General features: G+C 69.5%; 15 protein-coding genes. 11 read left to right on the top strand and 4 right to left on the bottom strand.

Features of this window, described 5'->3' with window-relative positions; translation table 11 throughout:
• Positions 1-45 precede the first annotated feature (45 nt).
• The 8 genes from Q9R22_RS02860 (at position 46) to Q9R22_RS02825 (ending at position 7347) form a co-directional block, all read left to right on the top strand.
• Complete coding sequence (locus Q9R22_RS02860) at positions 46-927, top strand: F510_1955 family glycosylhydrolase (protein ID WP_311254022.1); 882 nt, start codon at positions 46-48, stop codon at positions 925-927.
• Positions 928-993: 66 nt separating this feature from the next.
• Positions 994-1743 carry a cytochrome c biogenesis CcdA family protein gene (locus Q9R22_RS02855; protein ID WP_085107306.1) on the top strand — a complete coding sequence of 250 codons (750 nt, stop codon included), beginning with the start codon at positions 994-996 and terminating at the stop codon, positions 1741-1743.
• A gap of 133 nt (positions 1744-1876) precedes the next feature.
• The gene (cysK, locus tag Q9R22_RS02850; protein WP_085107304.1) at positions 1877-2812 is read left to right on the top strand and encodes a cysteine synthase A; all 936 of its coding nucleotides are present in this window, start codon (positions 1877-1879) and stop codon (positions 2810-2812) included.
• A gap of 1016 nt (positions 2813-3828) precedes the next feature.
• On the top strand, positions 3829-4041 hold the full coding sequence (locus tag Q9R22_RS02845) for a heavy-metal-associated domain-containing protein (RefSeq protein WP_085107302.1): 213 nt from the start codon (positions 3829-3831) through the stop codon (positions 4039-4041).
• Positions 4038-4253 carry a hypothetical protein gene (locus Q9R22_RS02840; protein ID WP_143467409.1) on the top strand — a complete coding sequence of 72 codons (216 nt, stop codon included), beginning with the start codon at positions 4038-4040 and terminating at the stop codon, positions 4251-4253. Before Q9R22_RS02845 ends, Q9R22_RS02840 begins: the two co-directional genes overlap by 4 nt.
• A 73-nt stretch (positions 4254-4326) precedes the next feature.
• On the top strand, positions 4327-6657 hold the full coding sequence (locus Q9R22_RS02835; protein WP_085107300.1) for a cation-translocating P-type ATPase: 2331 nt from the start codon (positions 4327-4329) through the stop codon (positions 6655-6657).
• A gap of 37 nt (positions 6658-6694) precedes the next feature.
• Entirely contained in the window at positions 6695-6949 is a 255-nt protein-coding gene (locus tag Q9R22_RS02830; protein WP_085107297.1) for a hypothetical protein, read from the top strand.
• Positions 6950-7035: 86 nt separating this feature from the next.
• On the top strand, positions 7036-7347 hold the full coding sequence (locus Q9R22_RS02825) for a metal-sensitive transcriptional regulator (RefSeq protein WP_085107295.1): 312 nt from the start codon (positions 7036-7038) through the stop codon (positions 7345-7347).
• A gap of 135 nt (positions 7348-7482) precedes the next feature.
• On the opposite strand, the gene Q9R22_RS02820 is transcribed toward Q9R22_RS02825, so the two are convergent.
• The 4 genes from Q9R22_RS02820 to Q9R22_RS02805 form a co-directional block, all read right to left on the bottom strand.
• Positions 7483-9015 carry an ISL3 family transposase gene (locus Q9R22_RS02820; RefSeq protein ID WP_085107292.1) on the bottom strand — a complete coding sequence of 511 codons (1533 nt, stop codon included), beginning with the start codon at positions 9013-9015 and terminating at the stop codon, positions 7483-7485.
• 103 nt (positions 9016-9118) lie between these two features.
• Positions 9119-10408: an IS256 family transposase gene (locus Q9R22_RS02815; protein WP_311254042.1), complete on the bottom strand. Its 1290-nt coding sequence runs from the start codon at positions 10406-10408 to the stop codon at positions 9119-9121.
• Between the two features lie 656 nt (positions 10409-11064).
• A complete protein-coding gene (locus Q9R22_RS02810; RefSeq protein ID WP_298588070.1) occupies positions 11065-11688 on the bottom strand; it encodes a class I SAM-dependent methyltransferase in 624 nt (207 codons plus the stop codon).
• Between the two features lie 326 nt (positions 11689-12014).
• Positions 12015-13574, bottom strand: a complete 1560-nt coding sequence (locus Q9R22_RS02805; RefSeq protein WP_240505706.1) for a multicopper oxidase family protein — start codon at positions 13572-13574, stop codon at positions 12015-12017.
• 715 nt (positions 13575-14289) lie between these two features.
• Between Q9R22_RS02805 and Q9R22_RS02800 the strand changes: the two genes are divergently transcribed.
• From Q9R22_RS02800 to Q9R22_RS02790, 3 genes are all read left to right on the top strand, one after another.
• Positions 14290-16806 (top strand): heavy metal translocating P-type ATPase, encoded by a 2517-nt coding sequence (locus Q9R22_RS02800; RefSeq protein ID WP_311254021.1) that lies wholly within the window; start codon positions 14290-14292, stop codon positions 16804-16806.
• A 61-nt stretch (positions 16807-16867) separates the two neighbouring features.
• A complete protein-coding gene (locus Q9R22_RS02795; RefSeq protein ID WP_101851210.1) occupies positions 16868-19348 on the top strand; it encodes a phosphoketolase in 2481 nt (826 codons plus the stop codon).
• Positions 19291-22614 carry a beta-phosphoglucomutase family hydrolase gene (locus Q9R22_RS02790; protein WP_219588388.1) on the top strand — a complete coding sequence of 1108 codons (3324 nt, stop codon included), beginning with the start codon at positions 19291-19293 and terminating at the stop codon, positions 22612-22614. The genes Q9R22_RS02795 and Q9R22_RS02790 overlap by 58 nt, the downstream gene beginning before the upstream one ends.
• Position 22615 lies beyond the last annotated feature (1 nt).

The raw sequence follows: 22615 nt of genomic DNA, 5'->3' as shown, positions 1-22615 counted from the left end.
CAGGCCCGATGGCTCCGTTCCCCCTTTTTTCAGGAAAGCGACCTCATGATCTGCAATGCCCACATCGCCGGCGGCCGAAAAGCCCGCACCGCCGCGGTCCTCGCCGTCACTGCTCTGCTCGTCACCGCCTGCGCCCCCCAGGACAATGCCTCCGGGGCGGTGGGGTCCTCGACCGGGGCGGGGAACCCGTTCGGTCACGTCCACGGTCTGGCGGTGGACCCGGGCACCGATCAGCTGCTGGTGGCCACCCATAACGGGTTGTTCCAACTCGGTGGGGAGTCCCCGGAAAAGATCGGGGAGACCACCGATTTGATGGGCTTCGCCGTCGGCGCCGGCCGGTACTACGCCTCTGGGCACCCTGGGCCGGGCTCGAATCTACCCAATCCGCTGGGGTTGGTGGAGTCCACCGACGGCGGGCAGAGCTGGCAGGAGCTCTCCCGCCAGGGCGAGTCCGACTTCCACGCCATGACCGTCTCCTCCGAAGGGGTCATCGGCTTCGACGGCGCCCTGCGCAGGACCGCCGACGGGACGCAATGGTCTGAGGCCAGCGACCAGGTCCAGCCGGCCCATCTCGCCGCCTCCGCGGACGGACCGGTGGTGCTGGCCACCACCGAAGAGGGCGTGCAGCGCTCCACCGACGGCGGAGACACCTGGGAACTGCCCGATAAGGCCCCCGTCCTGCAGGTCACCGCCTTCGCCGATGTCGACACGGCCGTGGGAGTGGCCCCGGACGGGACGGTGCAGCTGAGCCGCGACGGCGGGGTGAGCTGGGAGACGGCCGGGGGCGCCACTGCCCAGCCCTCCGCGGTGGCCGCCAGCACGGAGGGGGAGGACGGGTTGCGGATCTGGGTGGCCACCGAGAAGGGCATCGAGTTCTCCGACGACGCCGGGGCCACCTTCTCCACCACCATCCCGGCAGGACAGTAAGCTCCGCATGACGTATCTGCGCATCACCGGCTGCGCCCGTGAGCAGAGGCGCGGGCGGGTGGGATCATGAGCATCGGGGAATTTTTCGCCCAGAACGTCCAGTCCGGGGCCCTGCTGGTAGCCATTCCCTTGGCCGTCATCGCCGGGATCGTCTCCTTCATCTCCCCGTGCATCCTGCCCCTGGTGCCGGGGTATCTGGGCTACGTCTCCGGGCTCACCGACCCGACCGCTGCCGGCAACCGGTCCAGGGTGCTCACCGGGGTGGGGTTGTTCATCCTGGGTTTCGCCGCCGTGTTCACCCTCTACGGCGCCGCGTTCGGGGTCATCGGCGGGTGGTTGGTGCAGTGGCAGGACCTGATGATCCGCACCCTCGGGGCGTTCGTCATCGGCATGGGCCTGGTGCTGATCGGGCGGCTGTCTTTCCTGCAGCGCACCGTGAAACTGTCCTGGCAACCACGCAGGGGCCTGGCCGGGTCCCCGCTGCTGGGGGTGGTCTTCGGCCTGGGCTGGACCCCGTGCATGGGCCCGACCCTCAGTGCGGTGCTGGCGCTGAGCACCACCACCGGCACCGCCTGGCGCGGAGCCCTGCTGGGTTTCGTCTACTGCCTGGGGCTGGGCATCCCCTTCGTCCTGGTGGCCCTGGGCGTGAACTGGGTCTCGGCCACCCTGTCCTTCATCCGTCGGCACCTGCGCCTGGTCAACATCGCCGGTGGCTCCCTGCTGGTCCTGGTGGGGGTGCTGATGGTCTCCGGGATCTGGACAGCATGGATCTACCAGCTGCAGAACCTCTCCGGCACCTACCTCACCCCCGTCTGAGGCCAGGAACGGGGCCTGCCGGTGCAGATGTGACGTGCCGGGCCGGTGAATACATGGGTCCGCCTATCACCCACACGTTGACCACCCCACCCACCCACCCACCCAGTCACTACGCAACCACCAAGGAGTACACATGGCGAAGATCTACCACGACGTCACCGAGCTCGTGGGCCGGACCCCGCTCGTCCGCCTCAACCGGCTGGACGAGGGCCTGCCCGGCAACGTCGCCGTGAAGCTGGAGTTCTACAACCCCGCGAACTCGGTGAAGGACCGCATCGGCGTGTCGATCATCGACGCCGCCGAGAAGTCCGGCCAGCTCCGCCCGGGCGGCACGATCGTCGAGGGCACCTCCGGCAACACCGGCATCGCCCTGGCCATGGTCGGCGCCGCCCGCGGCTACAAGGTCATCCTGACCATGCCCGAGACCATGTCCACGGAGCGCCGCGTCATGCTGCGCGCCTACGGCGCCGAGATCGTCCTGACCCCCGGCGCGGAGGGCATGCGCGGCGCGGTCGAGAAGGCCCAGGAGATCGTGGACGCCTCCGACAACGCCGTCCTGGCGAGCCAGTTCGCCAACGAGGCCAACCCCGCGGTCCACTACGCGACCACCGGCCCCGAGATCTGGGAGGACACCGACGGCAAGGTCGACGTGTTCGTCTCCGGCGTGGGCACCGGCGGCACCATCACCGGCGCCGGCCGCTACCTGCGGGAGCAGAAGCCGGACGTCCGGCTCATCGTCGTCGAGCCGGCCGACTCCCCCCTGCTGACCCAGGGCAAGGCCGGCCCGCACAAGATCCAGGGCCTCGGGGCGAACTTCATCCCCGCGATCCTCGACCGGGAGATCTACGACGACGTCTACGACGTGACGGTCGAGGACTCCGTGCGCACGGCCCGCGAGCTGGGCACCAAGGAGGGCATCCTCGGCGGGATCTCCTCCGGCGCGATCGTCTGGGCCGCACTGCAGGAGGCGGCCAAGGAGGAGAACCGGGACAAGCTGATCGTCGCGGTCGTGTGCGACTTCGGGGAGCGCTACATCTCCACGCTGCTCTACGAGGACATCCGCATCTGAGCCGTCGCACGGCTCACCACGACGGCGCAGCACACCAGCCGTCTTGATGGTGTGGCCTCCCGACGCGTGTGTGGGAGATGATGGCGGCCCTGGTGTCCGCGTTCCCTGCACGCCCGGGTCGTGCCCCCGAGGGGAGTCCGGGATGTCAGCGCTGCTGGGCGTGACGGCCACTCCGGGCACGGGTGCTCAGCATGCCACCCTGGCCCTGCGGGTCACCGACGTGCGGCCGCGGTAGGGGTGGCCGCCCGGACCGACGTGCATATCAGCACCGGTGAGCACCCCCTGACGGGAAGAGAGGGTCCCGTCCCACCGACGTCCACGGAAGAGCGCCGGGAACGGTTGTCCGCCTTCGCAGGAGACAGTCCCGTTCCTGAAGCCCGGACGGAGCACAGCCACGGCACCCCTTTACGGAGGGCCTGGGCGAGTCCGGGGCCTCACCGGGGCTTTGGACTTGTCCGCCGCAAAGGTAGGGCAACGATGTGTGGTTGCTGCGCTCGAAGGAGTTTTCGGCTCCGGACTGGGTGCGCTCGGTCCTGTGGGGTCATCGTGGCATCGGGGAGGGCCTGCGACCAGAGGAGCCGGCCATGAGCGTGATGCAGCCATCGGTCAGGACGGACCTCAACAGAGACCGGGGCATCGAGGGCCTGGTTGCTGCTGGGGTGTTTTTGGGCAGGGGGCACATTCCAACCCACGACCCAGCGACCAGGGGGTGGCGTGGTGGTGGGTGCGCGATGGGCACCTGGCCTGATGGGCAACAGAGGCTCCGGGGTCATACGCAGGCCAGCGCCTCGGGCCTATCCTGTGATGCTCACGGGTTGCCGACACCGCCCCGCTCCATGTCGGGGAATGCCGTGCTGCCGCTTTGGACGCCGGTGACACCCCGGGCACGCCCTGTCATGTCCCTTCGCCGGCCGCGGTTTCCCTCTCCCGACACACCTTGACAGCTTTACCCTCCCGGGGTATATCTGTACTTGTACAGATACCCCCTAGGGGTAACCAGTTGAAAGGGCGAAACCATGGCGACCACTCAGTTCCAGGTGACCGGGATGACCTGCGGGCACTGCGAGATGTCGGTGCGCGAGGAGGTCCAGGAGGTTGCAGGCGTGACAGGTGTTCAGGTCAGCCACCAGACGGGTCAGCTGTCTGTCACCAGCGCCGAGCCGGTGGACAAGGCGGCGGTCATCGCCGCGGTCGAGGAAGCCGGCTACCAGGTCGTGCGGTCGGCGTGAACGCCGCCGGACGACTGGGGGCGTATGCGACGGGGCTGGCGGTGATCTTCGCCGCATCCTTCGCCGCGGCCGGGGCCGTAGTGCCCGAGGAGACGGTGGCGGATTGGACACAACAGGCGCAAGAAGCCGTGAAAAACCATCCCGCCGACCCCGGGCGCACCCCAGCTCAAGATCCTGCCGATACCGCGGCCGATGGCCACGACGATCACTGACCCACCACTGACCTATCGCTGAGACAGTTGCGGCCGGACCGGTGGCGCTCATCTCGGGAGAAAGAAGCACCCCATGCCGGCACCTTCAACCCCGCAACAGGCCCTGGGCACCGACCTCGAGCTTGAGCTCAGCGGGATGACCTGCGCCTCGTGCGCCAATCGGATCGAGCGCAAGCTCAACAAGCTCGACGGTGTCACCGCCACGGTCAACTACGCCACGGAGAAGGCCCGCGTCAGTGCTCCGGCCGGCTATGATCCGCAGGCGCTGATCACCGCGGTGGAGAGTGCTGGGTACTCGGCCCAGCTGCCCCCACCCGCCCAGGGGCCCGGGGGCGGTACTGCCGATGACGGTGTGGACCGCCGCGACCTGGAGCTGCTGTCTTTGCGCCACCGGTTGATCGGTGCGGTGGTGCTGTCGGTTCCGGTGATCGCGATGGCGATGATCCCCGCGTGGCAGTTCCCCTACTGGCAGTGGCTGTCCCTGGTCCTGGCCGCCCCGGTGATCGTCTGGGCCGGGTGGCCCTTCCACAAGGCTGCGTTCACCAACCTGCGCCATGGTGCGGCGACCATGGACACCTTGATCTCGATGGGCACCACCGCGGCGTTCCTGTGGTCGCTCTACACCCTGTTCTTCGGCACCGCCGGCACCCCGGGCATGACCCACCCCTTCGAGCTGTCGGTGGCCCCCACGGACGGGGCGGGGAACATCTACCTGGAGGTCGCCGCCGGGGTGATCCTGTTCATCCTGGGGGGCCGGTACTTCGAGAAGCGCTCCAAGCGCCAGGCCGGGGCCGCCCTGCGCGCCCTACTGGAATTGGGCGCCAAGGACGTGGCCGTGCTGCGCGACGGGGTGGAGACCCGCATCCCCACCGACCACCTGGCCGTGGGGGATGAGTTCGTGGTCCGGCCCGGGGAGAAGATCGCCACCGACGGTGTGGTCCTCAGCGGGGTCAGTGCGGTGGACGCCTCGATGCTCACCGGTGAGTCCGTGCCCGTGGAGGTCGAGGCCGGTGATACGGTCACCGGGGCCACCGTCAACGCCGGTGGCCGGCTCGTTATCCGAGCCACCCGGGTGGGTTCGGACACCCAACTGGCCCGGATGGCCCAGCTGGTGGAGAACGCCCAGTCCGGCAAGGCCGAGGTCCAGCGGTTGGCAGACCGGATCTCCGGGGTGTTCGTGCCCGTCGTCATCGCCGTCGCCGTGGCCACCCTGGCCGCCTGGCTCGGTGCCGGGTTCCCGGTCACGGCCGCGTTCACCGCCGCGGTGGCGGTGCTGATCATCGCCTGCCCGTGCGCCCTGGGCCTGGCCACCCCCACCGCGCTGCTGGTGGGCACCGGCCGCGGTGCGCAGCTGGGCATCCTGATCAAGGGCCCCGAGGTGCTGGAGTCCACCCGCCGCATCGACACGATCGTCCTGGACAAGACCGGCACCGTCACCACCGGCACGATGACCTTGCAGGGCGTGCACACCGCGCCCGGCACCGAGGAGACCGTGGTGCTGCGCCTGGCCGGGGCGCTCGAGCACGCCTCCGAGCACCCCATCGCCCAGGCCATCGCCCGCGGCGCCTCACATCAGGTCGGTGTCCTGCCGACCGTGGAATCGTTCCAAAATCTTGCCGGGCGTGGGGTGCAGGGAATCGTCGAGGGGCATCTGGTGGCCGTGGGCCGCGAATCCCTGCTCGCCGAGTGGTCGCTGACCCTGCCCGCGGACCTCTCAGCCGCCAAGGCGGCCGCTGAGGCCGCCGGGCGGACCGCCGTGGTCGTGGCCTGGGACGGGGAAGTCCGCGGGGTGCTGGTGGTCGCCGATGCGATCAAGGACACCAGTGCTGAGGCCATCGCCTCCTTCCGCGCCCTGGGCCTGACCCCGGTGCTGCTCACCGGTGACAACCAGGCCGCGGCCGCCCAGGTCGCCGCTCAGGTCGGCATCGATCAGGTCATCGCTGAGGTGCTGCCCGAGGACAAGGTCCGTGTCGTCACCGAGCTGCAGGCGAAGGGCAAGGTCGTGGCCATGGTCGGTGACGGGGTCAACGACGCCGCGGCCCTGGCCCAGGCCGATCTGGGTCTGGCCATGGGCACCGGCACCGACGCCGCGATCCAGGCCGCCGACCTGACCTTGGTGCGCGGGGACCTGCGCGCGGCCGCCGATGCGATCCGCCTGGCCCGCAAGACCCTGGCCACGATCAAGACCAACCTGTTCTGGGCTTTCGCCTACAACGTGGCCGCGATCCCGCTGGCCGCTCTCGGTCTGCTCAACCCGATGCTCGCCGGAGCCGCGATGGCCTTCTCGTCCGTCTTCGTGGTCAGCAACAGTCTCCGCCTGCGCGCCTTCACCAGCCGGGCAGTGAACCATCGGGGCTCCCCTGCCCGCTCTCGCCTGGGTGTGAGGCACCTCCAGAACGCCTGATCCCACGCCTGCCCCATGGACCGAGGAGAACACCCCCATGTGCCATCACCACGGTCCTGACCACCACGAGGAGCACGGTCATCGCCACGAAACCGCAGTCGGCCATCTCACCGGCGCCTCCGGGGAGGAGGTCGCCGAGTGCCCCGTGATGCCCGGCAACATGGTCATCAAGACCGAGACCGAGGCCGCAGGACTGAGCCGTGACAACGCCGGCCAACGATACTGGCTGTGCTGCGCCACCTGCGGGGCCCTCTTCGACGCCGACCCAACCACGTACGCCCACGCCGGCTGACCCGCCCGCCCACCACCGATCTGCGGCCCCGACCCAGCCCCGCGCTGGCCCGGGGCCGCGAGCCCGCCAAGAACAAGGACACCACCATGGACGCCACCTCCACCGAGTGCCACACCACCCACGGCTACATCAGTGACAAGGACCGATACCTGGCCCGCCTCAAGCGGATCGAAGGCCAGGCCCGGGGCATCCACCGGATGATCGACGAGGAGCAGTACTGCATCGACATCCTCACCCAGATCTCTGCCCTGACCTCCGCGCTGCGCAACGTCGGACTGGGACTGCTCGATGAGCACATGAAGCACTGCGTCGTGGACGCAGCCAAGCTGGGTGGCGATGCCGCCGAGGCCAAGCTTCAGGAAGCTTCCGAGGCCATCGCCCGTCTGGTGCGCTCCTAGCTCACCGAGCCCCTGTCCCGAGGAACCCTGACCAACGGCCCAGGGAACCTCTCGATCCGGGGAAGGAATCTTCACTCGAGCGGGACTGTCGCTCTAACGGCTCTGTCGCACTTTCGGTGGTGGGGTAGAAGGCGCTCAGGCTAGGAGGATGCGGTGGCGGAGCAGGGTGAATCCTGCGCGTCCGTACATCTGCCGCTTGAGCATCTTCGTGCGGGTGTTCACACCCTCGGTCCTGCCGTTATGGCGCGGCGTGGTGAGCGCGGCGACGACGGCATCGCGGTCCTGCTCGATCCCGCGGATGAAGGAGTGCACGTGCGGCAGGTCCGCCGTACGTGCGGCATGGATCCACTGTTCGAGCCCGGCGGCATTTGCCTCAACGGGCTTCAGGAGGGCGGCAAATGCTCCCACCAGGCCGTGCAGGGCGGTGATCTCGGGGCACGCGAGGGCGATCTGGCCAAGGCGCTCCTGCTGACCGGCGGTGAGCTTGTCCGGCGCACTCAGTAGCAGGCGCGCCGCGCGGCGTGGTGAGAGATGGGCCCTGTCGTCCTCGGCACGGCCCTGACTGAGATACCGGGTCAGCAGGTTCGCACTGCCCTGGTAGCCCAACTCGCGGATCTCGCGCAGAAGCTGCTGGACCGGGACACCGGGGTCTTCGACACGACGGGTGCGCAGATGCTCCCGGTAGGGATCCACGAGCGTAGGCCGGTACTGCGGAACACGTTGGAGGCGTTCGGGTGCGTCGGCGCGGGCATACCGCTTGACGGTGTTCAGCCCAAGGCCCAGCCGCCGGGAGCACTCCAGCAGTCCGACGCCCTTTCCCAGCAGCCCGTGCACCTGGGCCCAGCGCTGTGCTGTGGTGCGGGCCCGAGGGCCGTCCTGCAGCCCGGTCGCCCCGGCCCAGCACGCCGAATGCGCGGCGACCTCCTTGACCACGGTCTCGGCCAGGCCATGCCAGAGGTGCCACCGGTCGGCGACCTGGACGGCGCCGGGCAGCGCCTCCCGCACGGCCTGGGCGTAGGCCGTTGAGCCGTCACGGCACACGATCCGCACCCCAGGGTGCGTGCGCAGCCAGTCCGCGACGGTCTGGGTTCCGCGTCCGGGAATCACGTCGATCCGGGTGCCGGTGTCGGCGTCAATGAGGACGGTGGCGTAGCTGCAGCTGCGGCGCAGCGCGAAGTCGTCAATCCCCAGCGCACTGGGCACCGCCCGCTCGGGCAGCGCGATGCCCAGCAGCGTCCGCAGTGCGGTGTCCCGTCCCGCGGTGATCCCCATGACCGGCAGCAATCGGGCCGACGCACGGCCGGCAAGCTCGCGAACGACGCAGTGCAGCTGTCCGGTCAACCGGACCGTGCGCCGCTGATAGCGCTCCAGCAACCCCGGGACCTGCTCCCGGAAGGTCTGCCGCGCACAGCCAGATGACCGGCACCGCATCCGGCGTACCCGCACCCGGATCAGCACGCGACGCCCATCGACCGGCACGTCCGCCGGCATCCGCTCATGGAAGGCATGGACCGTCCGAGTCAGCGTCCCGCACGACGGGCACTCCACCGCTCCGCCACGTGTCGACGCGCGAACCACGAGCATTCCGCCAGTGTCCTCGATCCCCTCGATCACCAACGCCGACAGCCCCGAGAACACCATCTCGACCAGCATTTTCGCATCAACCATGCCCCATCATGAGAAAGCCCGGAAGCACGAACCAACCGTCAACACATCGCACCACCGAAAGTGCGACAGAGCCGCTCTAACGGTGTAAGAGGCGTTTCCATGGTTAGTGGTTCTCCGCTGCCGGCATCCGGTCGGCGAAGGTGATGGCAAAGGCGTTCAGCGCCGGCTTCCACCGTGTGACCCATCGTGTCTGACCGGTGCCCTTCGGGTCCAGGGATCGCACGACGAGGTACAGCGTTTTCATCGCGGACTGCTCATTCGGGAAGTGCCCCCGGGCCCGCACCGCCCTCCGGAACCGGGCGTTGAGGGACTCGATGGCGTTCGTGGAGCAGATCACCCGGCGGATCTCCACGTCGTAGTCCAGGAAGGGCACGAACTCGGTCCAGGCGTTGCGCCAGAGTCGGCTGATCGCCGGGTAGCGGGCGCCCCACTTGTCCTCCACCTCTTCCAGGGCCGCCTCGGCGGCAGCCGCGGTCGGGGCGGTGTAGACGGGCTTGAGGTCCCGGGCGATCTCGTCCCAGTACTTCCTCGAGGCGTAGCGGAACGTCCCGCGGATCAAATGGATGATGCAGGTCTGCACCGTGGCCAGCGGGAAGACCGCGTTCACACTGTCGGGAAGGCCCTTGAGCCCGTCGCAGACCACGAAGAAGACGTCCTTGACCCCGCGGGACTTCAGGTCGTTGAGCACCGCGTACCAGAACTTTGCCGACTCCCCGTCGCCGTCCCCGGCCCACATCCCCAGGATGTCCTTATGCCCGGCCAAGTCCACCCCGATCGCCGCGTACACCGGTCGGTTGCGGACCTGCCCGTCGCGGACTTTCACCATGATGGCGTCGATGAAGATCGCCGCGTAGACCTGCTCCAAGGGCCGGGCCCACCACGCCTGCATCTCCTCGATGACGCGGTCGGTGATGCGGGTGACGGTGTCCTTGGAGACGTCGGCGCCGTAGACCTCGCCCAGGTGGGCGCTGATCTCTCCGGTGGTCAGGCCCTTGGCCGACAAGGACAGGACGACCTGGTCCAGGTCCGTCAGCCGCCGCTGGCGCTTGCGCACGATCACCGGCTCGAAGCTGGCCTGCCGGTCCCGTGGAACCTCGATCTCGACGGGGCCGGCGTTGTCGGTGATCACCGTCTTTGCCCGTTTCCCGTTGCGCGAGTTGCCCCGGTTCCGGCCTTGCGGGTCGCCAGGTTCGTAGCCGAGGTGTTCGTTCATCTCCTCGTCCAGGGCGGCCTCGACGACCATCTTGGTCAGCTGCTTCAACAGCCCGCCGGGGCCGGTCAACGCCGCCCCGCTGGCGCGGGCGGCGCGGACCAGTTCCCGGACGGTGTCCTGGTCGGCCGCGCTCAGCTGCGCGTTGTCTTCCGGCTCGTCACCGGGCTTCGGTGGGCTCACGTCCACCAGTGTCTCGATCTTCTCGCTCATGTCGACCCTCCAGCCCCTCTCGGGGTGATTGGGCCTCTTACACCGTTACTGCGATAGTCCCACTCGAGCATGGACGCGCTCAGACCGGAGGGTTTCACGGATGCGCCAGGGGCGCCCGCTGCTACAGGTGGTGGTCGTAGTTCTGGGTGCCGTAGTGGTAGCTCTCGGTAAGGCTCATCCACCCCGGGGGTAGGAGGACCCCGGTGCACCATATGTGCATCCCACGGTTCAGCGTCTGCGCAGGCTCGGTCTCGAGCCGAGCGGGCAGGGCGCCAGTGGTGCGGTCGCGTTACCGGATCAGACGGGGTCCGTGAGCCGGACGAGCCGTGCGGCGGTAGCTGAGGATAGTTGATGATGTGGAACGGTTCGGCGCTGGCTTCCAGGACCTGGGCGATGGTCCGGCTGATCGGGGCGGGGGCGGCTCATCAGGCGGACCAGCGACAACAGGCGCGGAAGGACCAAATAACCGAAGAACATGTGAAACAGCAGCTGCCCGTCGGCCCACCGGGTCCCGGCCGTAGGCCGGAGCAGACCCGCCGGGGGCGCTACTGCCATCGAAAGGTGGAAGTCGGCGCGCAACCGATCAAGTTCGTCTTGAGCTCCTTGCCGGGTGAGCGGTACCGTGTTCACCGGCTCCTCCTCGACGTGATGTCATCGCCGGGATCGTCCGTGGCTCGGCTTGGCTTCCAGGTGATGAAACGGAGCACCCGATCCCCGAGGGAGTATCTGAGGCTGATCGGGTCAAGGCCGGCTTGTCTCAGGGCTGGTTCGAAGGCTCCAGGTTCGATGAGCCGGTGCGGTGACCGGTCGGCCCAGTGCACCCAGGAAGCGGCGCGGGAGGCCAGCAGGTCGTATCCCACCAACACCCCGCCCGGCCGCAGGACCCGGGCTGCCTCACCCACCGCACGTTCCCACTGGATCACATGGTGGAGCATCAGGAAGCTCACCACGGTGTCGAAGGCCCCGTCCTCGAAGGGCAGCCGGGTGGCATCGGCCGGACGCGCCTGCGCCCGGGGGAATCGGGCCAGGCGCTGCTGGGCGGCCTGAACCATCACCGGATCGGCGTCGGTCGCGATGAGCCGCACCTGAGGATTGGCTCCGGCGATGGCTTCGGCCATAACCCCGCTGCCTCCGCCGATCTCCAGCACGTCCCCGGTGACGGGAAACCCTTGGGTCGCCCAGGGAACCATCCACCGGGCCACCACACTCCACGGCGCGCTGCGACAGAAGGAGGCTTCCAGGGCGGACATCCTCGGCATGGTCTCCACCTCCTGGTGCACCCGCATGGACTCGACAGAGCATCACAGCCCAGCGCGACACCAATGAACCGTCGTCCGGCCCGGCTCGACAAGGTCGGTGGACCCATGATCGCTGCTCATCCCAATCACCGCGATGACCTCCTGCAACCGGTCGCCGGTCACCAACAGCAGGGACCCTACATCGGCGCAGAAGCCAGCCTGGTCATCGGTCTTCCTCGCCTCGAGACGTCCCCGCCCACCCAGACGTGCCCCCCGGGCTCCTGGACGGCGAGGGCGCCCATCAGGTGCCTGGGCTCGAAGGCCGCTGACAGGGCTGTTCAGGCCCGGTAGGAGACCACGGTCATCATCCCGAGTTCGCCGTGGTAGATGTTGTGGCAGTGCACCAGCCACTGCCCGGGGTTGTCGGCCTGGAAGTCCACGGCCAGGGTTTCCATCGGCAGCACGTTGATCGTGTCCTTGCGGATCCCGGGCCCGGCCTGCCCGGCCAGGGCGAAGGTGTGCCCGTGAAGGTGCATGGGGTGGAACATCATCGACTCGTTGCGCATCACCAGCCGCACCCGCTCCTCGGGACGGATCTCCAGGGGGGTGTGCTCCCCGAACGGGACCCCGTTGAGGACCCACTGGCGGCCACCGTCGACCATCTGCAGGGCCAGCTCCAGTTCCCGGTCCGGTTCCCGGACCTCCAGGGCGGCGGCTTCGGTGGGGGCCAGATCGGTGTAGCGCAGCAACCGCCCCGTCAGCTCCCCCGGACGGGCACCGGGAGCCGGGGTGGCGCCGGAAGCGGTGCGCAGCACGGCCTGCGCCGGGGCCGCGTCCTTGCCTTCCGGGACCGCCACCACCGGGAAGGCCCCGTCACCGGTGGTGATCACCACGTCGTAGCGTTCACCCATCCCGATGATCAGAGTGTCGACCTCCACCGGGACCACGGGGAAACCATCGGTGTGCGTCACGCTCAGGCGGTGCCCCCCCACGGCAAAACGGTAGGCGGTGTCCCCACCGGCGTTGATGATCCGCAACCGGATGCGCCGTCTGGGAGCGGAGGTGATCACGAACGGGTCCTGCGGCAGGCGCCCGTTGATCAGATGCCCCGGATAGGACACGTCCCCGGTATCAGCCCCCAAGGGCTGGTCAGCCGAGGGCATCGATCCCTCCATGTCCATGCCACCCATGCCCATGTGCCCCATGTCTTCCATGCCGGACATGCCACCCATGTCCATGCCCTCGCGGGCCATCCGCTCCACGATGGCCTCGGGGCTCTCCCCCCAGCCGTCGGTCCAGTCGTCGAGGACCAGCACGACTTCCTGGTCGTAGTCCCCCGGCTCGGCCGGGTCCTCCACGATCAACGGGGCCTGCAGCCCTCGGTCCAGTTGCGCCCCGACGTGGGGGTGGAACCAGTAGGTGCCCGGGTCCGGCACCACGAAGCTGTAGTCGAAAGCCGTGCCGGGGGCCACCGGGTCCTGGGTCACCCCGGGCACCCCGTCCATGTCGTTGCGCAGCGCCAGCCCGTGCCAGTGCACGGTGGTGTCCTCCGGGAGGTCGTTGACCAGCCGCACCTGCAGCTGGTCCCCGGCGCTGAGGCGGATCTCGGGGCCGGGCACGGTGCCTTCGTAGGCCCAGGTCCGTACCGTGCGGCCCCCCAGATCCACCGTGGCCGGGGCCGCCCGCAGCTGCCGGCGCACCACCTTGCCCGTGGTGGCCCGCCCGGCCTCGGCCGCCGAGACCGCCGCGCCGCCGGGTCCCACCGGGGTCGGGTCGCCGAAGAACCGGGTGCCGGCCAGGGCGCCACCACCGACCACCACCAGGCCCGCAGTCCCGAACTTCAGGAAGCGACGCCGGTCAAGGCTCTTGCCCTCACGGGAGGGGGACGATGAGGGCACGACAGGACTCCGATCCGGTAGGAACAAGGACAGAAGACGGTCCGGGGCCCATGTCCTGCACGAAGACCACGAACGACTTCCCCTACCACGGTAATTGCACAGAAGAAAGAGGTGACGGGTTACCGATGAAGATTCGTTGAAGATTCCTGCCGTGCGGTCTTCACGGGGTGTTCTTGGGCTACATCTAGAGGCAGGGATGGGCCCTGGTGCCCAGCGGACAAGGTCGGGAAGGAGCACCGTGGAATCCACCGCCTTTGGGGCCCCGGCTCTGCCGGAGGACCGCATGGGTCACCATTCCTGCGATGAGGCCGCTGCGGGCGGGGCGGGACAGCAGGACACGGCGGGGAACAGTGGGCGCCGAGGCACGGCTGGCGTGCTGGTGTGGAGTGCTCCGGAGGAGCAGTCGAGGATGAGATGCCGGTCGGTACGCACTTCCGCACCCTGGTCCGTGCAGCGCTTCTGGAAACGATTCCCTGTGGCGGGGGCTCAGGTGGTGGAAGGCCCTCTCTTCGGTGCCCAGGAGCCCGCGGGCAGCACGTCTGCACGCCGGACTCCTCGGCCGGTATCCGGGGGTGTCTGCAGCGCCGTGGCGCTGAGCCCCAACGCTTCTCCGACCACCCCACCCCACCGTGCTTTGCACGGCGGAGTACTCTCCGCCGTATGGGCTCTGGGCCGGGGAACTCGCAATGCCCCTCAATCATAAGGAGAACACCAGATGGCTCCATCGACTCTGCACACTGTCGTTGAAGTGTCCGGGCTGCACTGGGCCACCTCTGAGCCCGTCATCGAGAAGACGCTGCTGCAACGGCCAGGGGTCGTGTCGGTGGAGGCCAATGCGGTGTCCCAAACGGCCACGGTGACCTACGACCCGGATCGGACTTCTGTCGCTGAGATCACCGGCTGGGTGCAGGAGTGCGGGTACCACTGCCGCGGCGCGGCGGTGCCCGAGCACATCTGCGCGCCGATGAGCACGGACTCATCCGGAACCGGGGCACCCGTCCACCCCCACCACGCCGGGTCCGCCGGCACCACCGCAGCTGCGGTGAGGACGGCGGCGGAGGCGGGAGGCCGTGCTGGGCATGCGGGTCGTCAGGAGCATGGGCAGGAACCGGCCGGGGAACACGGCGGACACCTCGGCGACGGTCGGCGTGCCGCGCCGGCTCCGGGTGAGGTGATGGGCCATGGCGGGCACGGTGGGCACATGATGTCGATGGACGAGATGGTCCGCGACATGCGCAACCGGTTCCTGGTCGCGGCACTGCTCTCCATCGGGGTCACACTGTGGTCCCCGATGGGTCGGGACATGTTCGGCTTCGACGTCCCGGCCCCGTTGGGGCTGCGCGACGATGTGTTCGCGCTGCTGCTGTCGTTGCCGGTGATCTTCTACTCGGCCTGGATCTTCTTCGACGGCGCCTTCCGGGCCCTGCGGGCCCGGACCTTGGACATGATGGTGCTGGTGGCCATCGGGGTGGGGTCGGGGTGGCTGTACAGCCTCTATGTCACTCTCACCGGTGGTGGGGAGGTGTTCTACGAGGCGGCGACGGTCCTGGCGTCCTTCGTGCTGCTGGGCCACTGGTTGGAGATGCGGGCCCGAGGCGGGGCCAGTGAGGCGATCCGCACCCTGCTGGAGCTGGCGCCCCCGGCGGCGGTGGTGATCCGGGGGACCGAGACCGTGGAGGTGCCCACCGCCCAGGTCCAGGTCGGGGACCTGTTGCTGATCCGGCCCGGTGCCAAGGTCCCGGTGGACGGGGTGGTGGAGGAGGGCCAGTCGGAGATCGACGAGTCGATGGTCACCGGAGAGAGCCTGCCGGTGTCGAAGTCGGTCGGCTCCGAGGTGATCGGCGCCTCGATCAACACCACCGGCACTGTGCGGGTCCGGGCCACCAAGGTCGGTGCGGACACCGCGTTGGCGCAGATCGTCGCGCTGGTGCAGGAGGCGCAGAACTCCAAGGCCCCCGGGCAGCGCTTGGCCGACCGGGCCGCGTTCTGGCTGGTGTTCGTGGCCTTGGTGGGCGGCACCGCCACGTTCGCGATATGGCTGGCGCTGGGCGCTGCGGTGCCGACCGCGTTGCTGTTCGCCATCACCGTGGTGGTGATCACCTGCCCGGATGCGCTGGGACTGGCCACACCTACGGCGATCATGGTGGGCACCGGTTTGGGGGCCAAGCGGGGGGTGCTGTTCAAGAACGCCACCGCCCTGGAGACCGCCGCCCACATCGACACGGTGGTGATGGACAAGACCGGGACCCTCACCAAGGGCGAACCCGAGGTCACCGACGTCGTCGTGGAGGGCATCGACGAGCTGGAGCTGCTGAGCCTGGTGGCGGCGGTCGAGCGGGAGTCCGAGCACCCGCTGGCGACCGCGGTCGTGCGCCACGCCCTCCAGCGCGGCGCCCCGTTGTACACGGCCTCGGACTTCACCAACGTGCCCGGGCACGGGGCTGGGGCCGCGGTCCAGGGGCACCGGTTGCTGGTGGGCAACCGCAAGCTCATGGCCGACCGCGGGATCGAGCTGGGTTCCCTGGCGGGGGTGCGCGACGAGCTGGCCTCGACCGGGAGGACGGCGGTGCTGGTGGCGGTGGACGGGAGGGCGGCGGCCGTGATCGCCCTGGCCGACGCCGCCCGGGACACCGCGGCGGCGGCGGTGAGCGCCCTGCACGAGGCCGGCATCGAGGTGGTGATGCTCTCCGGTGACAACGAGGCCACCGCCCGGCGCATCGCCGGGCAGCTGGGCATCGACACGGTTATCGCCGAGGTCCTGCCCGAGGACAAGTCCCGCAAGATCGCCGAGCTCCAGGGCAGCCGGAAGAAGGTCGCGATGGTCGGTGACGGGGTCAACGACGCCCCGGCCCTGGCCCAGGCGGACCTAGGCGTGGCCATCGGGGCCGGCACCGATGTGGCCATCGAGACCGCCGATGTGGTGCTGATGCGCTCGGATCCGCTGGATGTGCCGATCGCCCTGCGGATCGGGGGCGGGACCGTGCGGAAAATGCGGCAGAACCTGTTCTGGGCCGTCGGTTACAACGTCATCGCCTTGCCCATTGCCGCCGGCGTGTTCGTGCCGTTCGGTGTCGTGCTCAGCCCGGAGATGGCGGCGATCTCGATGTCGGGCTCCAGCTTCATCGTCGCGGTGAACGCTTTGCTGCTGAAGCGGCTGCGGTTGCCGGAACCCCCGCAGCCGAGCCCTGCGGCTCGCACGGAACCGGCGCTGACACCTGTGGGAGACCGGTAACCCCGGCTCCCCGGTACGACCCGATCCTGACCCGTTCTCGCCGAAGAAGAGGAAGAGCCCGATGACCACTCCCGAAACCACGGCACCCGCCCTCGTGGGCCCACAGCCGTTGAGCGAGACCGAACTGTCCCGGCTGGATGCGTGGTGGCGGGCGGCGAACTACCTGTCGGTGGGGCAGATCTACCTCCTGGACAACCCGCTGCTGCGGGAGCCGTTGTCCGTGGAGCACCTCAAGCCCCGCCTGCTGGGGCACTGGGGGACCACCCCGGGGCTGAACCTGATCTACGCGCACCTGAACCGGGTGATCAAGGCCCGGGAGTTGGAGGCGATGTATGTGACCGGACCCGGCCACGGGGGCCCGGGGCTGGTGGCCTGCGCGTATCTGGAGGGGACCTACAGCGAGGTCTACCCGGGGATCGGCCGGGACACCGAGGGGTTGCGGCGCCTGTTCCGGCAGTTCTCCTTCCCCGGGGGGATCCCCAGCCACGTGGCTCCGGAGACCCCCGGGTCCATCCACGAAGGCGGGGAGCTGGGGTATTCGTTGATGCACGCCTATGGGGCGGCCTTCGACAACCCGGGCCTGCTGGTGGCCTGCGTCATCGGGGACGGGGAAGCCGAGACCGGGCCGCTGGCGGCCAGTTGGCACTCCAACAAGTTCCTGGACCCCGTCCACGACGGAGCCGTGCTGCCGATCCTGCACCTGAACGGCTACAAGATCGCCAACCCGACCGTGCTGGCCCGGATTCCCGAGCAGGACCTGATGAGCCTGTTGCGCGGATACGGGCACGAACCGTATCTGGTCAGCGGGAGCGACCCGGCCCAGGTGCACCAACGGTTCGCGGCCGTGCTGGAGGAGGTGCTCGAGGACATCCGTCGCATCCAGAGTCAGGCCCGGGAGGGCACCGCCCCGGAGTTCCCGCGGTGGCCGGTGATCGTGCTGCGCACCCCTAAGGGGTGGACCGGGCCCGCGGAGGTGGACGGGGTGCCTACCGAGAACACCTGGCGTTCCCACCAGGTGCCCCTGTCCGGTCTGCGGGACAATCCCCAGCATCTGCGCCAGCTGGAGCAGTGGTTGCGCTCCTACCGCCCCGAGGAGCTCTTCGACGCCGCCGGGGCGCTGGTCCCCGAGCTGGCCCAGCTGGCCCCGGAGGGCACCCGCCGGATGAGCGCGAACCCGGTGACCAACGGTGGCGCCGTGCTGGAACCCTTGCGGTTGCCCGATGTCCGCGACTACGCCGTGCCCGTGGAGTCCCCCGGAGCCACGGTTCACGAGGCCACCCGGGTGCTGGGCACCTGGGTGCGCGACGTGATCCGGGACAATCCGCGCACCTTCCGGCTGATGGGCCCCGACGAGACGGCCAGCAACCGGCTCAGCGCGGTCTTCGAGGTCACCGACCGGGTGTGGGAGGCGCAGATGCTGCCCACCGACGAGGGCCTGGGCCGCTCCGGGAGGGTGATGGAGGTGCTCTCCGAGCACCTGTGCCAGGGCTGGCTGGAGGGATACCTGCTCACCGGCCGGCACGGGCTGTTCTCCTGCTACGAGGCGTTCATCCACATCGTGGACTCCATGGTGAACCAGCACGCCAAGTGGTTGAAGGTCGCCGGGGAGATCCCCTGGCGCCGACCGATCGCCTCGCTGAACTACCTGCTGACCTCTCACGTGTGGCGTCAGGACCACAACGGGTTCTCCCACCAGGACCCCGGCTTCATCGACCACCTGGTCAACAAGAAAGCCGAGATCGTGCGCGTCTACCTGCCCCCGGACGCCAACACGCTGCTGTCGGTGGCCGAGCACTGCCTGCGCAGCCGCGACTACATCAATCTCATCGTCGCCGGCAAGCAACCCGCCCTGTCCTACCTGTCCATGGAGGAGGCGGCATTGCACTGCCGCCGCGGTGTGGGCATCTGGGAATGGGCCGGCAACGAACCCGCGACCGCTCCCGATGCCGCCTCACCGGCCCACTCCGGGACACGCGGTGGGCCGGTGCTGCCCGATGTGGTGCTGGCCTGCGCCGGGGACGTGCCGGCCCTGGAGACCCTCGCGGCCGTGGACCTGTTGCGCCAGCACCTGCCGCAGCTGGTGGTGCGCGTGGTCAACGTGGTGGATCTGATGCGCCTGCAACCGGCCAGCCAGCACCCGCACGGGCTGCCGGAGGCGGAGTTCGACGCGATCTTCACCACCAGCCGTCCGGTGATCTTCGCCTACCACGGCTACCCGTCGCTGATCCACCGGCTGACCTACCGCCGGACCAACCACGGCAACTTCCATGTGCGCGGCTTCCAGGAGGAGGGCACGACGACCACCCCCTTCGACGTGGTCATGCTCAACGACCTCGACCGGTTCCACCTGGTCATCGACGTCATCGACCGGGTGCCCGGTCTGGCCGAGGCCGCCGCCCCGTTGCGGCAGCGCATGGTCGAGGAACGGGTACGGGCCCGGGCCTACACCCGGGCCCATGGGGAGGACGACCCGAAGATCAGCGGTTGGCGCTGGCCCTCCGCCCCCACCAGCAGCGCCCCGCGCGGACAGGGGTGCTGCTGATGTACCTGGAACACCTGCTTCCGGGCCCGGCCCGCACGGATGAGGGGTATCGTGCGGTCGTCTTCGACATGGACGGGGTCCTCACGGACACCGCCGGGATGCACGCCCGGGGGTGGAAAGCCGTTTTCGACGAGGTCCTCCCCGAGCTGGGCGGCACTGGGCAGGCGCCCTTCGACGCGCAGACGGACTACCGGGCCTACCTGGACGGGCGCCCCCGACCCGAGGGGGTGCGCACCTTCTTGGCCTCCCGCGGGATCAGTGTGCCCGAGGGCGGGCCCGGTGACGGTGCGCAGCTGCTCACCGTCCACGGGCTGGCCGCCCGCAAGCAGGAGCTCTTCGCCGCGGAGCTGACCCGGCAGGGGGTGCGGGCGTTCCCCGACGCCCTGGTGCTGTTGGGCGCGCTGGTGGCCCGGGGGGTGCCCACGGCCCTGGTGACCTCCAGCAGCAACAGTGCCGCGGTGCTGGCGGCGGCCGGGGTGGGGCACCTGTTCACCGTGCGCGTGGACGGCACCGACGCGCAGCGGCTGGGGATGCCGGGCAAACCGGACCCGGCCGTCTTCCTGGAAGCGGCACGCCGCCTGGAGGTCCCACCGGCCCAGGCCGTGGTGATCGAAGACTCCACCGCCGGGGTCGCAGCAGCCACCGCCGGAGGATTCGGCCAGGTCATAGGGGTCGACCGCACCGGGGCCGCCCACGAGCTGGCGGCAGCTGGTGCCCATCTCGTGGTGGAGGACCTTCGGGCGGTGCCGCTGGTACCCCTGAGCGAGGACGCCGCGCCGGTGGAGCACCGAGGGTCGTGGTGCGGTGGGGCGGTCACCGCCACGACCGACGGGTGGCGGCTGGTCTATGACCGGTTCGACCCGACGCAGGAAGGCACCCGCGAAGCCCTGTGCACCCTGGGCAACGGGTACTGGGCCACCCGCGGGGCGGTGCCGGGCAGCACCGCCGACGGGACCCATTACCCCGGGACCTATTTCGCCGGTATCTACAACCGCCGCACCACCGATCTGGCCGGGCACCCGTTCGAGACAGAGCACCTGGTCAACGCCCCCGACTGGACGTACCTGAGCGTGCGCCCGGCGCAGGGGCCCCTGCTGCACCCGGGGTGCCCGGAGATGATCGCTCACCACCAGCTCCTGGATCTGCGCCACGGGGTGCTGACCCGCACCAACCGCTACCGTGACGCGACCGGGCGCACCACCCGGGTCACCTCCCGGCAGCTGCACAGCCTGGCCGACCCGCACCTGGCCGCCCTGGAGGTCACCGTGGAGGCCGAGGACTGGTCCGGGGAGCTGATCGTCGAATCCGCCGTCAACGCCGCGGTGTCCAACCGCAACGTGATCGCTGATCGTCAGTTGGCCGGCGAACACTGGGCTCCGGTGGAGTCCCGGGAGTTGGATGCGGAAACGGTGCTCTACGTAGCGGCCACGACCCAGTCCGGCGTCACGGTGGCCACCGCCGCCCGCACCCGGGTCGCCCCCGGCTCCGCTCAGACCGGCCGGCGCCTGGTTCCCGGCCACAGGCTGGGGCACGAGATCACCTTGGTGCTGCGTCCCGGGCAGCCGGTGACCCTGGAGAAGACCGCGGCGGTGGCGACCTCCCGGGACCGGGCAATCTCCACCCCCGCCCTGGACGTGACCTCGAAGATCGGTGAGACCCCCGGGTTCGCTCTGTTGCTGGGGGACCAGGAGAAGGCCTGGGCGGAGCTGTGGGACCGCTTCGGCATCAGCCTGGAGGCCGGCCCCGCCCAGGAGCTGGCGCTGAACCTGCACATCTTCCATGTGCTGCAAACGGCCGCGGCAGCGGGCCTGGACCTGGACGCCGGACTGCCCGCCCGCGGCCTGCACGGGGAGGGATATCGCGGCCACATCTTCTGGGACGAGATCTTCGTCTACCCCATGCTCACCCTGCGCCGGCCGGAGCTGACCCGGTCCTTCCTGCGCTACCGTCATCGACGCCTCGGGGCGGCCCGGACTGCGGCCCGGGAAGCAGGACTGGCAGGGGCGCTGTTCCCGTGGCAGTCCGGCAGCGACGGGCGGGAGGAGACGCCGAGAACGCTGTTCAACGTCCGCAACGGGCAGTGGATGCCCGACAACTCCCACCGTCAACGCCACGTCGGGCTGGCCGTGGCCTACAGCGTGTGGCAGTACTACCAGGCCACCGCCGACATCGGCTTCCTCACCGACTACGGCGCGGAGCTGATCATCGAGGTGGCCCGGCTGTTCAGCAGCCTGGCCGTCCACGACCCTGTCGAGGACCGCTTCGACATCACCGCGGTGATGGGCCCGGACGAGTACCACGACGGCTACCCCCACGCCCCCGGCCAGGGAGTGCGCAACAACACCTACACCAACGTCCTGGCCGCCTGGGTCCTGGCCCGCGCCGGAGAAACCGTCGAGCTGCTGGCCGGCCACGACTGCGACCCGCTGTGGCGCCGGTTGCACCTGGCCCACGAGGAGACCGCGCGCTGGGACCGGATCAGCCGACGGCTGCGCGTGCCCTGGCACGCGGACGGCATCATCAGCCAGTTCGAGGGCTACGAGGACCTGGAGGAGTTCGACTGGCAGGCCTACCGCGCCCGCTACGGCAACATCGGCCGGCTGGATCTCATCCTCCAGGCCGAGGGTGACTCCACCAACCGCTACAAGCTCTCCAAACAGGCCGACGTGCTGATGCTCTTCTACCTGTTCTCCGCCGAGGAACTGCGCGGACTTTTCGCCCGCCTGGGCTACGCCCTGCCCCCGGACCTCATTCCCCGCACGGTCCACTACTACCTGGCCCGCACCAGCCACGGCTCCACCCTCAGCCGGCTGGCCCATGGCTGGGTGCTGGCCCGCACCGATCGGGCCCGGTCCTGGACCCTGTTCGACCACGCCCTGCGGGCCGACCTCGACGACACCCAGGGCGGGACCACCCGCGAAGGGATCCACCTCGGGGCGATGGCCGGAACCGCCGACATGGTGATGCGCTGCTACGGGGGCGTGGAGACCCGGGCCGAGGCCCTGTGGTTGCACCCGGTGCTGCCCGAGGAGATGGCCGCGGCCTCTTTCCAGCTCCGGTACCGGGGCCAGCCGATCAGCGTCAGCCTCACCCGGCACACCATGGCGATGCGCCTTCATCCCTGCTCGGCCGCACCCATCCGGGTGTGTGCCGAGGGCCTGGAGAGAACCCTGAGCCCCGGCCAGGTCTGGAAGGTGCCGCTCACCGCGGTGGGCCCCCCGCCCCCCAGCGCGCAAGGCCGCGCTGCCTCCACCGTGGGGAGCTGAG

The organism is Kocuria sp. PD6, from assembly GCF_031844145.1.
GTDB lineage: Bacteria > Actinomycetota > Actinomycetes > Actinomycetales > Micrococcaceae > Kocuria > Kocuria marina.
Note: the sequence above shows the minus strand (reverse complement) of the source record. Positions and strands in the feature narration are given on the sequence as shown.